The 19743-nt window shown below is 38.6% G+C and carries 17 protein-coding genes; 7 read left to right on the top strand and 10 right to left on the bottom strand.

Features of this window, described 5'->3' with window-relative positions:
- Window positions 1–357: 357 nt before the first annotated feature.
- A complete protein-coding gene (locus tag QNI15_RS14815) occupies window positions 358–2877 on the top strand; it encodes a family 20 glycosylhydrolase (protein ID WP_314032341.1) in 2520 nt (839 codons plus the stop codon).
- Window positions 2878–3067: 190 nt separating this feature from the next.
- Here the strand turns inward: QNI15_RS14815 and QNI15_RS14810 are convergent, their stop codons facing one another.
- Window positions 3068–3265, bottom strand: coding sequence for a hypothetical protein (locus QNI15_RS14810; RefSeq protein WP_314002854.1), 198 nt, complete (start codon window positions 3263–3265; stop codon window positions 3068–3070).
- A gap of 493 nt (window positions 3266–3758) precedes the next feature.
- On the opposite strand from QNI15_RS14810, the gene QNI15_RS14805 reads away from it, so the two are divergent.
- Window positions 3759–4064 carry a hypothetical protein gene (locus QNI15_RS14805; RefSeq protein ID WP_314002856.1) on the top strand — a complete coding sequence of 102 codons (306 nt, stop codon included), beginning with the start codon at window positions 3759–3761 and terminating at the stop codon, window positions 4062–4064.
- Between the two features lie 358 nt (window positions 4065–4422).
- Here the strand turns inward: QNI15_RS14805 and QNI15_RS14800 are convergent, their stop codons facing one another.
- On the bottom strand, window positions 4423–5079 hold the full coding sequence (locus QNI15_RS14800) for a class I SAM-dependent methyltransferase (protein WP_314002858.1): 657 nt from the start codon (window positions 5077–5079) through the stop codon (window positions 4423–4425).
- Window positions 5080–5216: 137 nt separating this feature from the next.
- On the opposite strand from QNI15_RS14800, the gene QNI15_RS14795 reads away from it, so the two are divergent.
- Both QNI15_RS14795 and QNI15_RS14790 read left to right on the top strand, forming a co-directional pair.
- A complete protein-coding gene (locus QNI15_RS14795) occupies window positions 5217–5597 on the top strand; it encodes a nuclear transport factor 2 family protein (RefSeq protein ID WP_314032340.1) in 381 nt (126 codons plus the stop codon).
- A gap of 265 nt (window positions 5598–5862) precedes the next feature.
- Window positions 5863–8244, top strand: coding sequence for an ABC transporter permease (locus tag QNI15_RS14790; RefSeq protein WP_314032338.1), 2382 nt, complete (start codon window positions 5863–5865; stop codon window positions 8242–8244).
- 60 nt (window positions 8245–8304) lie between these two features.
- Here QNI15_RS14790 and QNI15_RS14785 read toward each other — a convergent pair whose 3' ends face one another.
- The 4 genes from QNI15_RS14785 to QNI15_RS14770 form a co-directional block, all read right to left on the bottom strand.
- Window positions 8305–9738 carry an efflux transporter outer membrane subunit gene (locus QNI15_RS14785; protein WP_314002864.1) on the bottom strand — a complete coding sequence of 478 codons (1434 nt, stop codon included), beginning with the start codon at window positions 9736–9738 and terminating at the stop codon, window positions 8305–8307.
- Window positions 9739–9866: 128 nt separating this feature from the next.
- Complete coding sequence (locus tag QNI15_RS14780) at window positions 9867–13013, bottom strand: efflux RND transporter permease subunit (protein ID WP_314032336.1); 3147 nt, start codon at window positions 13011–13013, stop codon at window positions 9867–9869.
- 11 nt (window positions 13014–13024) lie between these two features.
- Window positions 13025–14107, bottom strand: a complete 1083-nt coding sequence (locus tag QNI15_RS14775) for an efflux RND transporter periplasmic adaptor subunit (RefSeq protein ID WP_314032334.1) — start codon at window positions 14105–14107, stop codon at window positions 13025–13027.
- A gap of 321 nt (window positions 14108–14428) precedes the next feature.
- Window positions 14429–14845, bottom strand: a complete 417-nt coding sequence (locus QNI15_RS14770) for a hypothetical protein (RefSeq protein WP_314002869.1) — start codon at window positions 14843–14845, stop codon at window positions 14429–14431.
- Between the two features lie 279 nt (window positions 14846–15124).
- Between QNI15_RS14770 and QNI15_RS14765 the strand changes: the two genes are divergently transcribed.
- Both QNI15_RS14765 and QNI15_RS14760 read left to right on the top strand, forming a co-directional pair.
- The gene (locus tag QNI15_RS14765) at window positions 15125–15943 is read left to right on the top strand and encodes an AraC family transcriptional regulator (RefSeq protein ID WP_314032332.1); all 819 of its coding nucleotides are present in this window, start codon (window positions 15125–15127) and stop codon (window positions 15941–15943) included.
- 63 nt (window positions 15944–16006) lie between these two features.
- Window positions 16007–16708: a hypothetical protein gene (locus tag QNI15_RS14760; protein WP_314032330.1), complete on the top strand. Its 702-nt coding sequence runs from the start codon at window positions 16007–16009 to the stop codon at window positions 16706–16708.
- Between the two features lie 207 nt (window positions 16709–16915).
- Here QNI15_RS14760 and QNI15_RS14755 read toward each other — a convergent pair whose 3' ends face one another.
- Entirely contained in the window at window positions 16916–17338 is a 423-nt protein-coding gene (locus QNI15_RS14755) for a hypothetical protein (protein WP_314032329.1), read from the bottom strand.
- A 164-nt stretch (window positions 17339–17502) separates the two neighbouring features.
- Here QNI15_RS14755 and QNI15_RS14750 point away from each other — a divergent pair, with 164 nt between their 5' ends.
- Window positions 17503–17790 (top strand): hypothetical protein, encoded by a 288-nt coding sequence (locus QNI15_RS14750; RefSeq protein ID WP_314032328.1) that lies wholly within the window; start codon window positions 17503–17505, stop codon window positions 17788–17790.
- Window positions 17791–18095: 305 nt separating this feature from the next.
- Here QNI15_RS14750 and QNI15_RS14745 read toward each other — a convergent pair whose 3' ends face one another.
- From QNI15_RS14745 to QNI15_RS14735, 3 genes are all read right to left on the bottom strand, one after another.
- Window positions 18096–18614: a hypothetical protein gene (locus tag QNI15_RS14745; RefSeq protein WP_314002879.1), complete on the bottom strand. Its 519-nt coding sequence runs from the start codon at window positions 18612–18614 to the stop codon at window positions 18096–18098.
- A gap of 109 nt (window positions 18615–18723) precedes the next feature.
- On the bottom strand, window positions 18724–19344 hold the full coding sequence (locus QNI15_RS14740) for a class I SAM-dependent methyltransferase (RefSeq protein ID WP_314002881.1): 621 nt from the start codon (window positions 19342–19344) through the stop codon (window positions 18724–18726).
- Window positions 19345–19424: 80 nt separating this feature from the next.
- Window positions 19425–19649 carry a hypothetical protein gene (locus QNI15_RS14735; RefSeq protein WP_314002883.1) on the bottom strand — a complete coding sequence of 75 codons (225 nt, stop codon included), beginning with the start codon at window positions 19647–19649 and terminating at the stop codon, window positions 19425–19427.
- Window positions 19650–19743 lie beyond the last annotated feature (94 nt).

The following is a 19743-nucleotide window of genomic DNA, read 5'->3' as shown; positions in this document are numbered from 1 at the left end:
CAATCTCTTTGAATCTGATAGTCTAACTTCTATTTAACATCCAGAAAAATATCAGATTTTTTTAAATTATTCTATATAGATCTTACCACGAAGGATAATGTTTCTCTATCTCTATAGGGGATTCTTCTTAACTTCTATAAAAGCCTACATATTGGACTGATTAAAGAATTTTCTTTCTTTAAATGGAATAAAAAAATATTTTTTTATTCATATATTTGCTCAGAAGGATTTTCAATTAATCTAATCCTTCAATAACATCAAATCTTTCTCTGTCTCAAAAATGTCTGCACATTTCTTGCAGGATAAATAAACTTATATTCTCATAACCCCTTTCTTACTAAACGTACATTGAACCGAATGAAAAAAATTGTCTCGGGATTCTTATTTCTCCTCCAATTCCATCTGGCTTCGTATGCTCAGCAATTACAGTCTGCCGATTTCAAAAGCTTACAGGTAACCTGGGAAGTATCAGATAATAATACACAAGGCAAATCTCAATCTACTATTGTCTTTTCCAATACAGGAAACACCCCATTTCCTGCTACAGGTTGGACTATTTTCTTTAATGCATCTGGCTTCAAAGCATTGGATACTACTCAAGCGATTATCAAACTGGTAAATGGAGATTTATTTGCTCTGACTCCTGGTCCTAAGTTTGGAGCATTGCTAGCAGGCGGATCAAAAAAAATAGAAGTGACTGGTGGTGCAATACGAAATGTTTCTGGATTACCTATAGGATTCTATATCAGTGCGGATCATGCACCGAATAAAGGATATCCTCTCAATGTGGTTGTAAAACCATTATTCAATACTGGGAAGAATGATTTATTAGTTGCCAACCGCATTTACAAACAAAACCAGCAGATTGCCAATATTCCTGTAGAAAAGCTGGTCAAGATATTTCCAACACCTGTTAATTATACAGAGACAGCAGATAAATTTATCCTTGACCCTACTGTAGCAATTTCTGCGGATGCCAGTTTCAAAAATGAAACAGAGGCCTTAACGCGATATATCATCCAACTTACAGGAAAAAAATCAACTTCTCAGACAAAGCCGAAAGGAAAAGCTATTGTTCTCTCAAAAATAGCAGGATTAGCTCCAGAAGAATACAAACTTGCTGTTACAAAAAACAGAATCACTATTTCTGCTTCTACCCCAACAGGAGCCTTTTATGGTATTCAATCACTTATCTCCCTTATACCTTCTTCAGCTAAAAATACAGACAAAACTATTACTGTTCCTGGTGTTGAAGTAAGTGACTCTCCCCGATTTGGCTATAGGGCCTTACAGATTGATGTAGCCCGGAACTTTCATTCCAAAGCAGAACTGCTGAAGATACTGGATCTTATGGCTTTATATAAGCTAAATGTATTTCACTTCCACTTTAGTGAAGATGAAGCATGGAGACTTGAGATTCCTTCCTTACCAGAACTTACTAAAGTTGGTTCCAAACGAGCTGCTACACCTGATAGTAAAGATCATCTTTATCCTTCCTTTGGGTCAGGCGCGGATACTACTAGCAGCGGTTCGGGCTATTATACAAAAGCTGATTTTATTGAAATTCTGAAATATGCTGATCAACGTCATATCCGAGTGATCCCCGAAATTGAATCACCTGGCCATGCGAGAGCAGCCATTAAAGCAATGGATGCACGATATGAAAGACTGATGAAGCTCGGACAAGCAGAAGAAGCTCAGAAATACCTGTTACGAGATCCAAATGACAAATCTCAGTACCGTTCTGTACAAGGGTGGGATGATAACGTAATCAATATTGCATTGCCATCGACCTATAACTTCATGGAAACTGTAGTGGATGACATCCGGAAAATGTATCAGGAAGCCAATGCCCCTCTGGAAATGATTCACTTTGGAGGAGATGAGGTACCGGCAGGTGTATGGGAAAAATCTCCGGCAGTCAATGCATTACTACGCCCGGAAGGCGAATTAAAAACTCCCAATGATTTGTGGAACTACTATTTCACAAAGGTGAATACAATGCTCAATAAACGTAACTTATCCATGTACGGATGGGAAGAATCAGGGCTGGTAAAAACGTTCGTGAATGGTAAAGCAGTATGGGAACCTAATACGGAGTTGGCAAAGAAAAAAATACAGGTAGATGTGTGGAATAACCTACCAGGCTCAGGAGCCGAAGATTTAGCCTATCGTATGGCAAATAAAGGTATAAAAGTAGTCTTGACTGCAGTAACCAACTTCTACTTTGATCTGGCATACAATCAATCTTTTGATGAGCCGGGTTATTTTTGGGGTGGCTATGTAGATATAGACAAACCGTTTTACTTCATTCCTTTCGACTATCTGAAGAACCTGAAAGATAACGATGGTAACCCGATTAATCCAGCCATTATCAAAGGCAGAGAGCAGTTAACGGAGTTTGGCAAATCAAACATTGTGGGTTTACAGGGAGCCATCTGGAGTGAAAACATTCGTACACCGGAAAGACTAGAGTATATGTTACTACCCAAAATGTTTGGATTAGCGGAAAGAGCCTGGTCAAAAGAACCAGAATGGGCAAAAGAGAATGATGCAGCAAAAAGTGAAACGTTATACCAGACTGCCTGGTCAGAGTTTATCAATGTGGTTGCGAAAAGAGAACTTCCTCGTCTGGATCAGTATGCAGGTGGATTTCAATACAGGGTACCTACACCTGGAGCCGTTATTAATCAGGGACAAGTCGAGGCAAATGTTCAGTTTCCAGGATTTAGTATTCACTACACCACTGATGGATCTGAACCAACTTTAAACAGTCCAGTATATAGTGGTCCTATCAAAGAAAAAGGTACCATCAAGTTAAAAAGCTTTAACCTGACAGGAAGAGGCAGTCATACAGTATTGGTGACTAACCAGTAAAAGATACTATATCCAAAGCAAAAGGAGGCTACTCTAATAGAGTAGCCTCCTTTTTTAGTGCCTTACCCAAAGCTTGCCATCATCATTACAACTCATAATATGTAAGCGATACCTACCTGGTGGAAACTTATGTAAATCAAATTTAATAAATTCGCCATCCCCAAATGAGACACTTTGCGATTCTGCTTTATTATGCAAGAGTATCAGTAATAATATAAGTATCTTGTGAGATTAGTTTATAATTGCCAATTCTGGTATCCCAGGAGTCTGTTGTATCTTTCTCTACCCATCGTCCGGTTTTAAGTCCATCTTTTGTTAAAAGATTTTGTGCAGAACTGTTTATAACCAGACAACAACAGATAACCCTAATAAACTGTTTGATAATCATTTGATTCTACCTATTAACAGTATAATGATTTGTAAGGTTTTTGCATTTCTTATTTCAACAGGAAATTCAGTAAGTTTGTAACCTTTAAAGTTAAGGTGAATAGTTTCCGATACAGTATACCCTTTACTATTTCATCAATAAAACAGTAAAGTAGTCATATTTAGTATACAGTGACTTAGTTATAGAACTAATGCCTGGAGCAGGATTACCTACTGAACTAGTAAAGCCAGCAGAAGAGTCTAAGAAAGATGGATTTTAACTAATTCTATCTATTCCAGCATCATGATTAATTAAAATTTGTAATATATAATCGTATTTGTTTGATTCTTTACAGAATGATTACTATACAAAAACTTTTTCTTCTCGCCTTTATAGTCCTTAGTATAAATTATCAATCGCATTCACAGGGATTTACTCTGGAAAAACCAGATTCAACAACTATATATTATCAGATTATTATACAAAGAACCAAACAGCTAAAGTTAAATTCACTATGGTATCTCTTCATCCTGTTAATGGGTGGAATACGTTACTAAAGATGTTACATGATAACCATGTGTTCTCATTACCCGATATGGATAAGATCTATGGACTTGTTGATAATTGGGCGGATGGTACTACCTACATTGTTGAAGTTGCAACTCCTACAATGTATCGTTTTTATAGATATCATCTACCAGAGAAGTTTTCAGATAAATTTCAGCAGGCACAGCAGATGGTCAATATAGTCAGTGCAGTAGAAGAAACATTTATGCTAAAAAAACAGAGGAAACAACAGGAAAGACTATTAAGAAAATAAAAGAAAAATATATACACTTCTTATGCCATATTGTTGGTATCAGAGAAAGACTTGCATATAATTCACGGCAGGCCGTTGTTTGCGTTGAATTCTGATCAGATTTTATTTTTGCGGTGAGTTATGCACAAACAAAAAAATGATCGAAACTCCGGTCAAAATAAAAATTGCTGTAAATAAAACGCAATCTCTTCATTGAAGAAATAAACTGGATTGTTTTTACTAAAAATCTTTTGCAGTAAACTATGCGCAGACAGAATCTTCTCTTCAAAGACAACTACAAACTTTATTTACATTTGGATTAGACCATAACATACTATTGTGTTTGTTTATTCCAAACGCAATAGTATGGTTTTAGTATTTATTTCTTACCCCAGAATAAAGCTACACATCCCTGTACCTCAACACCAAACTCACGATATCTTTTCGATAAACTTTGTTGCAGGCTTTGCAAATCATCTTGTGTATTACTAAAAATACCTTTCTTGTTATATATACTCATCAACTTTCTGGCAGGATATCCTCGTTTCACATCACCCTGTAAAATGGTTGATCCAAATAGAACACCGTTTTCATTCAGTAAGGGATGAAGATAATCCAGTAAAACTGCCTTTTGAGAAAGAGAACCTGGCAAACAATGAAACAAATAATTTATGGAGATAGAGTCAAAAGAAGCAATGCTCTGTGTTACAGGCTCAAGCACATTGTGTTTATATGTTTCCGGTTTATAACGGTTAATGCGTGCTGCTGCGGCATGTAAGCTATTCTCATTCAGGTCCATCAGAGCTACCCGAGGATTAGCAACAGGAAACTTGCAACGATCCAGAAAATAGCCTGTACCTACTCCTACATCCAGATGATTGGCTGAAACATGCTGATTAAATAGTGACAATATCCTGGAAGATGGACACTTCCAGATAAATGAATTGGAAATACCCAATACCCATATGTCATATATGGACAATACAGAGCGAGAATAAATGGCCTGACCGGCAATAACTTCTTCAGATGTTTTCATACTGACCGCCAAGCTAGTGCATTTTAGGGAAACATTCAAAAAGACGGATATAGTGAACATGCACTTTTTTGTACATGTTGGGTGATATTTACACCCAATTCTGATTAACCTATATATCAATTTAAAACAGTATCATTATGCAATCAGATTCTTCACAATTACCCATAACATCCGAAGAGAAGCAACTCATTCTGGCAGCCTATCAAGCATTTAATGCCCGTAATGTAGATACGGCTTTAACTCTCATGACACCTGATGTGCACTGGCCCAATGGCATGGAAGGAGGTTATGTATACGGCCCCGCAGAAGTAAAGAGTTATTGGTTAAGACAATGGACTATGATCAACCCTACAGTACAGCCTTCTAGTATACATAAAGACAACACTGGACGAATAGTTGTGGAAGTACATCAGGTGGTGAAGGATTTGTCTGGTAATCTCTTACAGGATAAAATGCTTTACCATCTATATACTTTAACAGAAGGATTGATTAAACACATGGAAATACGTGAGTTATGATCTATAAACTTTCAACTTATGCATTATGCTTCATAAGACATTGATTTACCAGCTATCTCTGCTTATACACTAAAAACAGTATTTGTCAGCTGTTCACAAGCGAACATATCCTGTCCGCTTGTGAACAATACATGCAAGGTAAATTTATCAAAATCCCTATTTCAGACTATAAATACAGGTTGCAAGCAAATGGCAATGCATTTGTAATGCATTAGAAGACCAGAAATTGTTCTATCTGTTAAATCATTTATAATCTGAAAATCCTATGCTAAAAAACTATCTCAAAACTGCCTGGCGAAATCTTGTAAAAGACAAGACGCACTCATTTATTAATGTGATGGGTTTATCTATTGGCATGGCTGTAGCGATGGCAATAGGTTTATGGGTGTATGATGAAGTTTCTTACAATAAAAATTTCAAAAACTATAACAGGATAGCACAGGTAATTCAAAATCTGAACAACAACGGAGAAGTACAAACCTGGTGGGCAGTACCCTATCCACTGGCAGAAGAGCTACGCACCCATTATAGTAGTGACTTTAAGCATATTGCCATGGCAGTAAACTGGGGAGAACATCTGCTCACCATTGGAGATAAAAAGCTAAAGCAAACAGGAGGTTTCTTTGAAAAAGAAATGCCAGATATATTTACACTTGCTATGCAGAGAGGAAGTCACAACGCCTTACAAGACCCTTCTTCTGTGCTTATCTCTGCCTCTGCAGCCAAGTCCTATTTTGGAGACGCAGAGGCACTTAACCAATCTATTCAAATAGATAAATTACCATCTGTCAAAGTAGCTGGTATATATGAGGACTTTCCACAAAACTCAACCTTTGCCAACCTCCACTTTATCGCCTCCTGGGATTTTTATTACAAAAACAGTGACATGCAAAAAATGCCAGATCCATGGCGGCCTAACTTCACTAGTTTGTTTGTTGAGCTAAATGAGAATGCAGACATAGACGCCGTAAATCAAAGAATACGGGATGCCAAACTGAGAAAGATAAATTCTGAACTACAAAAGAAAAAACCTGCCTTATTTCTGATGCCGATGAGTGGATGGCATCTGTATTCTGAGTTTAAAAACGGAGTTAATACCGGAGGTGCTATACAATATGTATGGATGTTTGGCATTATAGGTGGGTTTGTATTATTGTTGGCTTGCATCAATTTTATGAATCTGTCAACTGCCAGAAGTGAGAAACGTGCCAAGGAAGTAGGCATTCGTAAAGCCATTGGATCAGTAAGACAACAGTTGATTGCTCAATTCTTTAGTGAATCTTTTCTGACGGTTCTTTTTGCTTTTGTATTATCAACCTTGTTTGTCCGGTTTTCTCTTTCATTCTTTAATGAGATAGCAGATAAGCAGATGCAAATGCCCTGGAATAGTGTAACTTTCTGGTTAATCTGTTCTTTATTTGTTGTTATTACAGCTCTGATATCTGGTAGTTATCCAGCTGTTTATCTATCTTCCTTTAAACCAGTAAAAGTCCTGAAAGGAACTTTTAAAGCGGGTCGCAATGCAGCAATTCCACGTAAAGTGTTGATGGTAGTCCAATTTACTGTTTCCGTTACACTTATCATTGGCACAATTGTAGTCTATCAGCAAATACAGTTTGCCAAGGATAGGCCTGTAGGTTACTCCAGAGCTAACCTTCTCCAGATTTCCACCTCAGGAGATGCCATCCATTCCCATTTCAATGCAGTAAAAGACGAATTACTACAAGCTGGCGTCATCACCCATATAGCAGAGTCAGAAAGTCCTACTACGGATATCTGGAATACAACAAGTGGTGTGAAATGGCCGGGTAAAGATCCTAACCTGTCCACTGACTTTGGGGTTCTTTCTATCTCTTTCGACTACGGAAAAACCATTGGATGGCAGATAAAAGAAGGACGAGACTTCTCTCAAAAATTCACTACTGACTCTTCGGCTGTAATTTTGAATGAAACAGCGGTTCGCTTTATGAATTTAAAAAATCCTGTAGGTCAAACCATAACCTGGTGGGATCAACCATTAAAAGTGATTGGCGTGGTACACGACATGGTTATGGGTTCTCCCTATTCAGAGGCAAAACCAAGTATTTATGGTATTCTGAATTATCCGGGAAACCTGAACATTCTTAAACTTAATCCCAAAATAAGTGCAGTTGAAGCCTTACATAAAATAGAGCCGGTTTTTAAAAAATTCAATCCAGATCAGCCATTTGAGTACAGCTTTGTAGATGATGACTATGCCAAGAAGTTTGGCAATGAGGAACGAGTTGGAAAGCTGGCAAACATCTTTGCTGTATTAGCTATCATTATTTCCGGTCTGGGGTTATTTGGACTTACTTCATTTGTAGCAGAACAACGTAAAAAAGAAATTGGAGTACGAAAGGTATTGGGAGCCTCTGTATGGAATGTATGGAGTTTATTGTCAAAAGATTTTCTGGTACTGTTTGGAATTTCCTTCCTGATTGCAATACCATTATCTTCTTACTTTATGCAAAACTGGCTGCAAAACTATACCTATAGAACCTCGCTCTCCTGGTTTATTTTTGTAGCAGCAGGTATAGGTTCACTAAGTATCACACTACTGGTAGTAAGCTTTCAGGCCATACGTGCAGCCATTGCGAATCCTGTCAGGAGTTTACGTACCGAATAAAAGAAAGAAAAAGTCTTCCTGCATGATATATATATCATGCAGGAAGACAAATAGATAGTTTTATTTCCAGCCTCCGCCCAATGCTCTATATACATTTATAGATGCAATGCGTTGACGCTTATTGGTAGAGATCACATCCAGTTGTGTTTGTAACGAATTCTGTTGGGCAATCAATACATCCAAATAACTGGCTCTACCTGATTTGTAAAGCTCGGTAGATGTTTCTACTGATTGCAACAACGCATCTGCCTGTTGTTGTTTAAATACCAGGATTTCTTTTAGATTATTTATATTTGAAAGCTCATTAACTACCTCTGTATAGCCATTCAGAATAGCTTGTTGATAAACATACATAGCCTGAACCTGTATAGCTTTGGCTGTAGTAAATTGTGCTTTCAGGGCATTTCTGTTAACCAATGGCGTAACCAGATTACCTAAAGCTGAATAGGCTATTGAAGCAGGCATAGTAAACAAGAACTCAGGTTTAAAAGCTTGAAAACCATATCCTCCTGTAATGGAAAACGAAGGTAGAAAGGATTTACGTGCAGATTGTAAATCCAGTTGGCTTGCCTTAAGCTGAAGTTCTGCTTCCCGAATATCAGGTCGGTTTAGTAATAACTGAGAGGGAATACCTGCTGATAGTGTTTGTGTACTCTGCCGAAATAAGCTTTCCTTCTGTCTTGGAGCAGATTGGGGAAAACGCCCCAGCAGAAAGTTAATACGATTCTCTGTTTCAACGATCTGTTGTAGGATTTCTCGCTCCAGTGCCTGGGTGTTCAGCAACTGAGCATTAAACTGATGAACTGCCAGTTGATTTTCTCTTGCAGCATCTTTTAAGGTCTTAACCGCCTCTACAGCTTCTTTCTGTTTTTGGATAGTTTGTTGGGTAATCTCCAGTTCATTATCCAGCGAAAGCAACTCATAATAAGAAATTGCTATATCTGCAATCAGATTGGTAAGTACAAAATTTTTGCCTTCTACACTTGCCAGGTATTGTACCACTGCTGACTGCCGTTGATTTTTCAGTTTACCCCAAATATCTATCTCCCAGGAAGCCTGAAGACCTACATACAAATCAGGAAGATGGGTAGGCACAATCTGTCCAGGTGTGATTTCAGTTGTGATATTACCAGCACCATCCATAGTATACAGGCCAAACTTTCTTACACCACCCGCTACAGCCAATCCTGCCTGTGGCAGCATGGCTCCTTTTGCAAATCGGATGTTGGATCGGAATATTTCTATCCGTTGCAAAGCTATCTGCAGATCTATATTGTGGGTAAGGGCAGTGTCTATAAGACTGACCAACGCAGAGTCTGCGAAATATTGACGCCAGTTCACTGAGGCAACAGAAGCAGAATCATATTGCCCTGCAAAAGTACCTGGCAAATTTCTTTTGGGAACTGACACACTAGTGTCCAGGCTTTTACAACTATTCAATGTTAGCCCTACCAATGCCAGCAGGTAAATATATAGTGAGAGTCTATGTTTCATTTTTTATCAAGGTGAGGCCCCATGAAAGAACATGGAATGTTTTATTTCAGAACCGTCTGCTTTCACCTTAAAAGATCAGGTGAAAGCAGACGGTAGTATTGATTAGATGAACGAATCAGATTGGTTCTCTATACAGTTTCTGTAAAAGCAACTTCTTCCGGGCGTTGATTACGTTTGAACCGTTTGGCCCAGGTAGCAAACACAACATACAGCCCAGGAATAAGAACAACTCCAAACACAGTTCCGAATAACATGCCGGCAGCCGCAGCAGTCCCAATGGTACGGTTACCAATAGCCCCAGCACCCGTAGCTACTACCAGTGGCAATAGACCAGCAATGAATGCAAAAGAAGTCATCAGAATAGGTCGCAAACGTGCTTTGGCTCCTTCCATGGCTGCCTGTACAGGTGTTTTTCCTTCCCGTTGGCGAAGTGTGGCAAACTCTACAATCAGAATGGCATTTTTACCCAGTAGGCCAATCAGCATGATCATAGCAATCTGAGCATAAATATTGTTTTCCAGTCCCATTACAGTTAGCATCAGAAAGGCTCCAAAGATTCCGGTTGGCAAAGACAGAATGACAGGCATAGGCAGCAGAAAATTTTCATATTGGGCTGCCAGCAGCAGGTATACAAACAATAAACAGATCAGAAAGATGTAAATACTCTCATTACCTGCACTCACTTCGTCTCTGGAAATACCCGCCCAGTCAATATCGTATCCTCTGGGAAGTTTTTCTCTGGCCGTTTCCTGTACTACCTGCAACACAGTACCACTACTGATCCCCGGCTTGCCCTCTCCATTCAATTCTGCCGAGGGAAACATATTGTATCGGGTAATCTGGTCCACTCCATAGGTTTTCTCTACAGCCATAAAAGCCGAAAGCGGCACCATTTCACCTTCATCATTTTTCACATAGAGCTTAAGCAGATCTTCAGGTAAGGCGCGGTACTCAGGTAAGGCTTGCACCATAACCTTATACATCTGCCCAAAGCGGATAAAGTTTGTAGCATATTCACTCCCCAGCATTGTCTGTAATGAACTCATGGCATTGTTTATGGTTACACCTTTCTGAGTTGCCTTATCAATATCAATCCGCAACAGATACTGAGGGAAAGTAGCATCAAAGATAGTAAAGGCACTGGCTATTTCAGGACGAGCTCTGAGGTCAGCAATAAACTGATTCACTACCTCCTGCATTTTCTGAAAATCGCCACTTCCGGTTTTATCCAACAAACGTAATTCAAACCCACTGGCATTTCCATAACCAGGCACAGCTGGAGGAGGAAAAAACTCAATCTGTGCATCTTTGATATGCCGGGTCTTTTCTTCCAGCAGTTCCATAATCTCATCTACAGATTGAGTGCGTTCTTCCCAGGGTTTCAGATTCACCAGAGCCGTACCATAGGTTGCACCAGTACCATCTGAAAGAATATTTGTTCCCCCCAGTGTAGAAATACTCTCCACAGCATCAATTCCGGCACAAGCAGCCTGAATCTCATTCACTACATCTTTTGTCCGCTCCAGTGTTGCCCCTGCAGGTGTAGTGATACTGGCATAAAATGTTCCCTGGTCTTCATTAGGAATAAAGCCGGTTGGCAATATTCTGCCTAAAAATCCTGTTCCGATACAGAAGAAAAGCAATACTCCGAATGTAATGACTCGCCGATTTATGATGACATTTAGCAACTTCTGGTATTTGCCCGACAGTTTATCATATCCGTTGTTGAATCTGGTGAAAAAACGACCAAGAAAACCGGAAGAGTGATGTTCTTTTTTCAGAAACAAACTGCATAAAGCAGGCGTCAATGTTAGAGCACTTACTCCTGACAATACAATGGCAATCGCCATCGTAATAGAAAACTGCTTGTAGAAGATACCTGAAGGCCCAGTCATGAAAGAGGTAGGTAAAAATACTGCTGACATCACTAGTGTGATCGCAATAATAGCCCCGCTGATCTCACGCATCGCTTTCTCAGTAGCCTTCACTGGCGATAATTTTCCTGTCTCCAGTTTAGCATGAACAGCTTCCACAACCACAATGGCATCATCAATCACAATTCCAATAGCCAATACCAAAGCAAACAGAGTGATCATATTGAGAGAGAAACCTAGCAGATTGATAAAGAAAAATGTTCCAACCAAAGCAACAGGCACCGTCAGTGTAGGAATAAGGGTAGATCGCCAGTCCTGCAGAAACAGAAATACGACCAATGCCACCAGAACAAAGGCTTCGATCAGTGTTTTGATTACTTCATGCACGGACGCATCAAGAAAACGGCTCACATCATAACTCACTTCATAATTCATTCCTGACAGAAAAGTTGTCTTCTTTAACTCCGCCATGCGTTTTTTCACATTAGCAATTACCTCACTGGCATTAGAACCAGGTAGTTGCTTCAATGCAATGGCAGCACTTGCTTTTCCATTAAGTTTAGATTCTACATCAAAATAGGTAGTGCCAAACTCCACATCTGCCACATCTCTGATCCGCAACAGCTTTCCATTATGCTCGGACTTGATAGGAAGATTTTCATACTCTTCTTTAGTGCTGAACTTACCCGCATATTTGATAGTATACTGTAGTGCCTGTCTCTTTTTATCAGAGCTCTCGCCTATTTTTCCAGGAGCAGCTTCTATGTTCTGTTCTTCCAGTACCTCCAGTACATCATCTGTAGAGATATTGTAGGCCAGCATTTTGTCGGGCTTCAGCCAGATCCTCATGGCATATTGTTTTGCTCCAAGTAAGGAAGCATAGCCTACCCCTTTAATTCTTTTAAGCTCCGGCATAATATTTATGTCTGCAAAGTTGTAAATGAATTTCTCAGACATAGTTGTGTCCGAACTGTATACATTCAGATACATCAGCATAGCGTTTTCCTCTTTGGCAATCTTCACCCCGTTTTTGGTTACTTCCGGAGGTAATTCACCCATTACAGAACCCACACGATTCTGTACGTTTACAGCCGCTACGTCAGGGTCTGTACCAATCTCAAACAGGATCTGCACTACTCCTACTCCATCATTCCCTGCATCACTACTCATGTATTTCATGCCGGGAACACCATTGATAGCTCGTTCCAGAGGTACAATGGCGGCCTTTGTTACAGTTTCTGCATTGGCTCCTGTATACTCTATGGTTACGTTTACTTCGGGCGGTGCAACACTGGGAAACAGGGTCATTGGTAATCGGAATACGGCTAGTATTCCAAGCAATAGAATGATGACCGACAGTACAATAGACAATACCGGTCGGTGTATGAACTTTGATGTCATGTTGTACAGTATTAAAGTTTGTTAAGAGTAGAAAATCCAACAGTCTCAGGTACTATCTTGTCACCTTCTTTCACACGCTGAATACCTTCATAGATAATTTTTTCATCAGCTGCCAAACCCTCGCTAATTATATACACATGTGGCAACCGGATAGCAGGAACAACCTTACGCTGTTGTACTTTGTGATCTTTGTCTACGACAAACACATAGATATTTTCCTGAATCTCAAATGTAGATTTCTGGGGTATCAGCATGGCATTTTTTACAGGTGTTTTGACCAATACTTTTCCACTGCTGCCATGTTTCAGGATTTGTTCCGGATTGGCAAACTTTGCCCGAAAGGCGATATTACCTGTATGTCTGTCAAACTCACTTTCGGTTGTTTCGATCACTCCCGGATGAATATAGAGTGTGTTGTTAGCCAGAATCAAAGAAACAGCCTGTTTCTCTCCATCCTGTTTGGAAGTAATGTAATCCAGGTAATCTCTTTCAGAAACATTAAAGTAGACAAACACTTCTTTGTTATTGGAAAGGGTAGTCAGTAATGTACCCTCATCGACCAGACTCCCTGCCTTGTTGGGAATACGATTGATCACGCCATCAAACGGAGCTTTGATTTGTGTAAAAGAAAGGTTGAGTTCTGCCTGTGCCTTATCTGATTCTGCCTCTGCCACTTGTGCTTTCATAGCTTCTACCTTTGCATTGGACATCTCCAGTTCAGTAGTAGACACAATATTTTTGCTCACCAGTCGCTTGGTATTTTCCAGTTCTATTTCAGCTGATTTCAGATCAGCCAGTGCATTTTTTAAGGTAGCTTCTGCCTTAAACAGATTTTGATGGTATTCTTTGCTACTGATCGTAAAAAGCGTTTGTCCTTGTCGCACAGCCTGACCTTCATCTACAGCAATCGCTTCAATGAACCCTTTGATTCGTGTGCGTACTTCCACATTCTGGCGGGCATTAATTTCTGCTACATATTCTTTCTGGTAAACGGTGTCTGCAACCACAGGACTTACAACCAGAAATTTTTCTTCGGTTTCCTGTTTGGTAGTAGTAGAGCAGGCTGTTGCCAATAGCATAACAGCCATGCTCATAAGTAATGCATGGTTTTTCACTGTATTGAATACGGTTTAGATAGGATGTTTCAAGAAGAAAAGCCGTGAAACGGCATAGAGGAATTTCTCATTTCCAGGCAGAACAATGCCAGAAGTTACAAACAACGTAATCCACTCCTGCTCCAACCAATGAGTTGACCTATACAATAGACCAAAGTATACCGTATCTAAAGAAATCTTCTTCAGACAACGGATTGGAAAGCAATACAAACATCACTCAGGCTATAACCTTGCAGTTGTATCAAAGTCTTGTATGCCATGAAGTAACGATTGTTGAATAGCAACTCAGGGGCAGATAGTTTATACCTGAAAAGAGAAATCCTGAGATTTGGGAGGAGGAGAAATTGTATCTGGTTGATGATCCAGATAACGACGTTCCTGATATACTGTTAACAGAATGGGTATTTCTGCTCCGCTTTCTGGCTTGATGATAAAAGCAGGAACAATCGACACATAGTCTACTATTTTTTGAATATCAGAGTGTTCATCAGCCTCATCCTGTTCCGGAATGGCATTTTTGTGTCCCAGAAAGTTTTCAACGATTAATTCTGTAAAACTTTCGATATCATTAACAGACAAATCTTCCTGACCCAGTTGGAGAACCTGCGAATTACCCACATAGGCATCTGGCGAGTCGATACTGAAATTCAATACCCAAAGCGCCATTAAAAGGCTACCTATAGCTCTTAAACTATACCATGGGCGTTGTTTTTTCATTCGTATCTCTGGAAGATTTTGACAAAGATATATGAATTGTCTTGGGGTTGTCAAGTAAAAAGGTTTATATTTTGTACTTAAACAGCACATACCAGCCAGCCTTACCCCTAATAGAGTATTATATTGTACTCTAGTAGTGCAGATAATCCTGAAACAGTTTTCTTCAGTTTATATGCAACAATAGCTATTAGAGTTTAGCAAAGAGAACTATCTCATAAGCTCTTTTGATAAACAAAGGTATGGTGCTGTACAAATACAATTTTGTCAATATATTGCCTTATGGTTGATCTACAAACATATGTCCCAGCTCAGCTTTCATCAATAGTAAAATCTTTCTGGAGCCTTCAGGTTTCAGATACAGCTAACCTGCCTTATGTCGAAAATATCATCCCAGACGGGCACCAGGAAATCATTTTTCACCTGTCTGCAAGTACAGCCAAACGATCTACGGAGCAACTGGAATGGCTTACTGAACCGGATGCATTTTTTGCAGGGCAAACACGATCTCCTTACTCATTAGAATTACGTCCCGGCTCTTTGTTGTATGGTATTCGCTTTCACCCTCACACGATGTATAATCTGTTTAAATTTCCAGCTAGTCTGATTACAGATACGATTGTTTCTGTACATGATATTCCCCAAGCCAAACTGCTACATTTCTGCCTGACGGAAGATCCCCGGCAAACATTCCTGAACTTTGAAAATACCTTAACCAATTTATGCAATCGTATCTATAAAACATCTCTTCCATTTCAGTACGTAGATTATACTATACAGCAAATCATTACGCATAGAGGGAATATAAAAATAGAGTCAATTCGTCAGAAAACAGGTGTTTCACAACGCTATCTGGACACTATTTTTCGGCAATGGGTAGGCATTACACCTAAAGAGTTTAGTAGTATTATAAAGATCAACCACTTCATTGACTACAGACAACAACATCCGGAAAAGAAACTGACAGAATGCAGTCATGAGAATCAGTTTTTTGATCAATCACACCTGATACGCATCTTCAAAACTTTTACAGGCCAGTCTCCCAAGAACTATTTTCATACACCCCACACAATCAGTACCTATTTCGCTCAGAGTTACTAGTTCATTTTTATACAATTTTCATACTGTTTCAGACGGTTTCTTTGCAGAAAAAACAAATCACAAATGAAAGGTATTTTGTATTTTCTGCTTCTGACACTACCTGAGTATTTACTGGCTCAAGGTGCTATTGCTCATTTTTCAGTATGGAAGCCCAACCCCCAGCAGGAGCACAAATTTGAAGAGGGGTATAAGAAACATTTGGTATGGCATCAGGCCAATAAAGACCCGTGGAGTTGGTATGGATGGTATGTCTTGTCGGGGCCAAGAAACGGATATTTCGTAGACGCTACGTTTGATCATGTATGGAAAGATTTTGACAATTCCATCAAGCCCGCTGATTATCAGGCAGACAATCAGTTGCACACATTTCCATTTGGCGACTATCTGACAGGGTACAAACTTATGGCTCTGCCTCAATTAAGTATCAGCAATGCCAATGGCCTAAAGTCCCGCTTTTTACGGGTTATAACGCTTCAGGTCAATCGTATAGACTTAGGTCAGCAACTAATTGAGAAGCTCAAAGCTGTTTATACCACCCGTCCAGTTAAGACATTTCTCGTTTTTAAAGCAGTAGATGGAACCGAGCTCAATCTGCTGACTATTTTTATAGGGATGGATAATTTTGAAGAGTTTGCTCAAACCGAAAATATACAGGATGATCTGGCAGGTATTGAAGGTAAACTCAAAAATCAGATTATAGTATCCTGTACATCCGAGACATGGATATACAAACCGGATATGAGTTTGTTTCCTGGTGGAAAGTAGTAAATATTGTCTTATGTATTTAGGGTTCTTTTTATAAGTAATCTCTAAATACATAACTGAAAAAAGTTAACACCTACAGTTCAACCAAAAAATGAGGACTTTATAGTATTTGTTATATATAAGACAACAAAAATACCCACTAAATAAAGTATATTTATTTAGTGGGTAAATAAAAATGTATAGCTGTTTGAAAGAATCTTCTATTGTTTAATCATTACCAGATGCTTTACGAGTATATCTGCTCACAAAACAATCAAAGCACTCTTGTGCAAGAATTAAGTCACCTTTGTCAAAATCATAACTTGTTCTAAAGCTTCCGTGACCATAGTCGATCTGAGAGGCTATTTTGCCTGTATACATACTGGTATCTTGTATGATCTGGTAAGTAAGATCTGAAATTAACTGACCATTTTTATAGATACGCTGATGTGCATCCGTTGTAAATTCCACCTCAATCGTTTCGTTGGTAGATGCAGGAGTATTAGTAGTACCTGCAATACCTCCTGATGATTGTACCCATACCCAGCGTCCAACCAGGTCTGTACTGGAATATTTTTCTGTTGGTGAAACAGAATTCGTATTACATTGGGTAAAGGCTAGAAGTATAGCCACGAATAACAGGTGTTTCATGTTTTTGTCGTTTTTTTATCATGACCCACGTAAAACAAAAAAGGTTGCAAGTATTTCCAAAAATAGTACACTTAAAATACAGATATTCAAAGACCTATCAGAAAATGATATACATACACTATTTAATTCTTTCTCTTATAACCTCTTTGATAACCTTTCCTCCTGTGGCAGGTCAAACTTCTTCCAAATGTGGTTGTCCAATTTCAAATGGATATATAGAAATTAGAAAAGAGCCTTTATTTTATATGGGACAACCATCCAGAAATGCTATGATTAAATCTGATAAGGATTCTCTGGTTATAAATACACATGAAGGACATTTACTAGTAATAGCCGAAATTACAGGGTTATTACTAGTAGGTATAAAGAAAAAAGAACAACTTTTTGTGTATTCTAAACTAAAAAAAGTTTTTTTCAGAAAGGAGAGTTCATCAAAAAAGGGGCAGTATTAGGTATTGCGAAGAAAGACGAGAGTACTCAAAGGTACATTATTGCGCTTAGTGTTTGGAAAGAAATAGACAAGCTTGAGCCCGAATTATTTATCAATTGCCATAAACGAGTAGTTAAGTAAAATTACAGTTATCAGACTGACTCTTTTTAACTTTTCAAGAAGATGAAAACACTATAACTAATAATCCGCAAGGAATTGCTGTTAGCAAAAACCATGTAATTGTTGAACCTGATGTTATAAAACAAATTCCTGCATAAGATGATCGCGTTACTCCCCGCTTTGATCAAATGCTACTGCTGGGAACACTTAAAATTTAACTACTTTTCTGGCAGCTTTTATATAAACTATACTTACAATAGATTCCTCTAAAATAGTGTACGTAAAGGCAACCTGATTAGGATTATTTTGTATAGTTTCCCATGTCTGACGATCTACCAGTTCGTCATCTTCTGCATATTCTACATCTTTCTCTATGGGTGGCTTACTAAACTGTTCTTTATTAAAAAAGTCATAGAATCCATTTAGCAGTTTTTCTTTGGTTAAACCAGGATTCTCTTCATTAGTTTGTGCAGAGTAAGTATACAAAGACAATCCTTTTAATGTGTCAGCGAAAATGCGTTTTCCTTTATAATCTTTGATATAAAAATAAACCTTTGCATTTTCATAATCTGTTGAATTGACAATCATCTGAAGACAGAAAGTATCTGCATGACTCTGATCCGAGAAGAAACACTTTTTCTGTGTAAAGTAGCTCGTAGTGGTATCAACAGGATTAGTAATAAAATTAACAGTCAACAGACAGTGTAAAAGAATCAGAAGGTTCATTTCTATTAAAGAACTACAAAAGTTATATACCACTACCAATACAAACCAGTACTACACAAATGTATACTACTGGTTTGTAAAAGTAACTCACATTCTTTTTATCTATACTCTAAACCATCTTTCTCCCAACAAATCTAATCACAGATCCTTTACCGTTATGATATTTCCCCTCTTCTAATATGACCTCTTCTTCTTCTAGTAATAGCAATTCATAGTTTTGAAAATCAGCCAGTATCTCTTCTTGGGAATACAGCATAGCTACATCTTTTGGCCCTCCCACTTTTGGGTTCTCTTTTACAAGATGTATATGATTTTTGCTAAACGCTTCCAGAATTATGATTCCACCCGGTTTCAGAAATGTGTCCAGCTTTTTGTGAAACCGGGACTTCTTTTCAGCGGAGAAATGGGCATAGATAAGGCCAATAGCATCAAATGACTCACGTTCAAACGCAAGTAGTTCCAAATCCCCTACAATATACTCCAGACTCACGCTATTTTCCTTTGCCAGTTGCAGGGCTTTAGCTTGTCCTTCTCTACTTTGATCAAAGGAAGTAACTTTCCATCCTTGCTGTGCTGCAAATACCCCATTGCGACCTTCTCCATCTGCGGGCATCAGGATAGTGCCAGATGTAAACTTCAAAAGCCATTCTTTAAAAAAAAGGTTAGGAGTTTTGCCATAAGCAAACTCTTGCTCTTTATATCGTTCGTCCCAATTCGGATTTATATTCATGGTATTTTATACTAATGGTTAAGTTTTCAGGTGAATAAAGAATTGACACACACAAACTATTCATGTAGTCTCTTTGTGATTTAGCTTTTATCATCTCGTGTTGGAATCAGTCGAAGGACAGACTCCACAAAAGGTACACCTACAAACACCATCCAGGGGACTAATGAGATGGTTAGTAAAAACGTCCGCTGATACAAAGGCAATGCAGCCAATGCTTCACCGAAGAAATAAAGAAATAGGGTAATGGAAGGATAGATAACAATCCAGATCTTGAAAGATGCAATTAATTTTAACTTTGTTTTCATACACAGAAAATTGCTTTTGAGAATCATTTTATCTGTCTCAAAAGTAATATCATTGAGTAAGTGTATGATAGGACAAAAATGCAGTTCAACAGCA

The organism is Xanthocytophaga flava, from assembly GCF_030068545.1.
GTDB lineage: Bacteria > Bacteroidota > Bacteroidia > Cytophagales > 172606-1 > Xanthocytophaga > Xanthocytophaga flava.
This window is presented reverse-complemented; position numbering and strand designations above follow the sequence as displayed.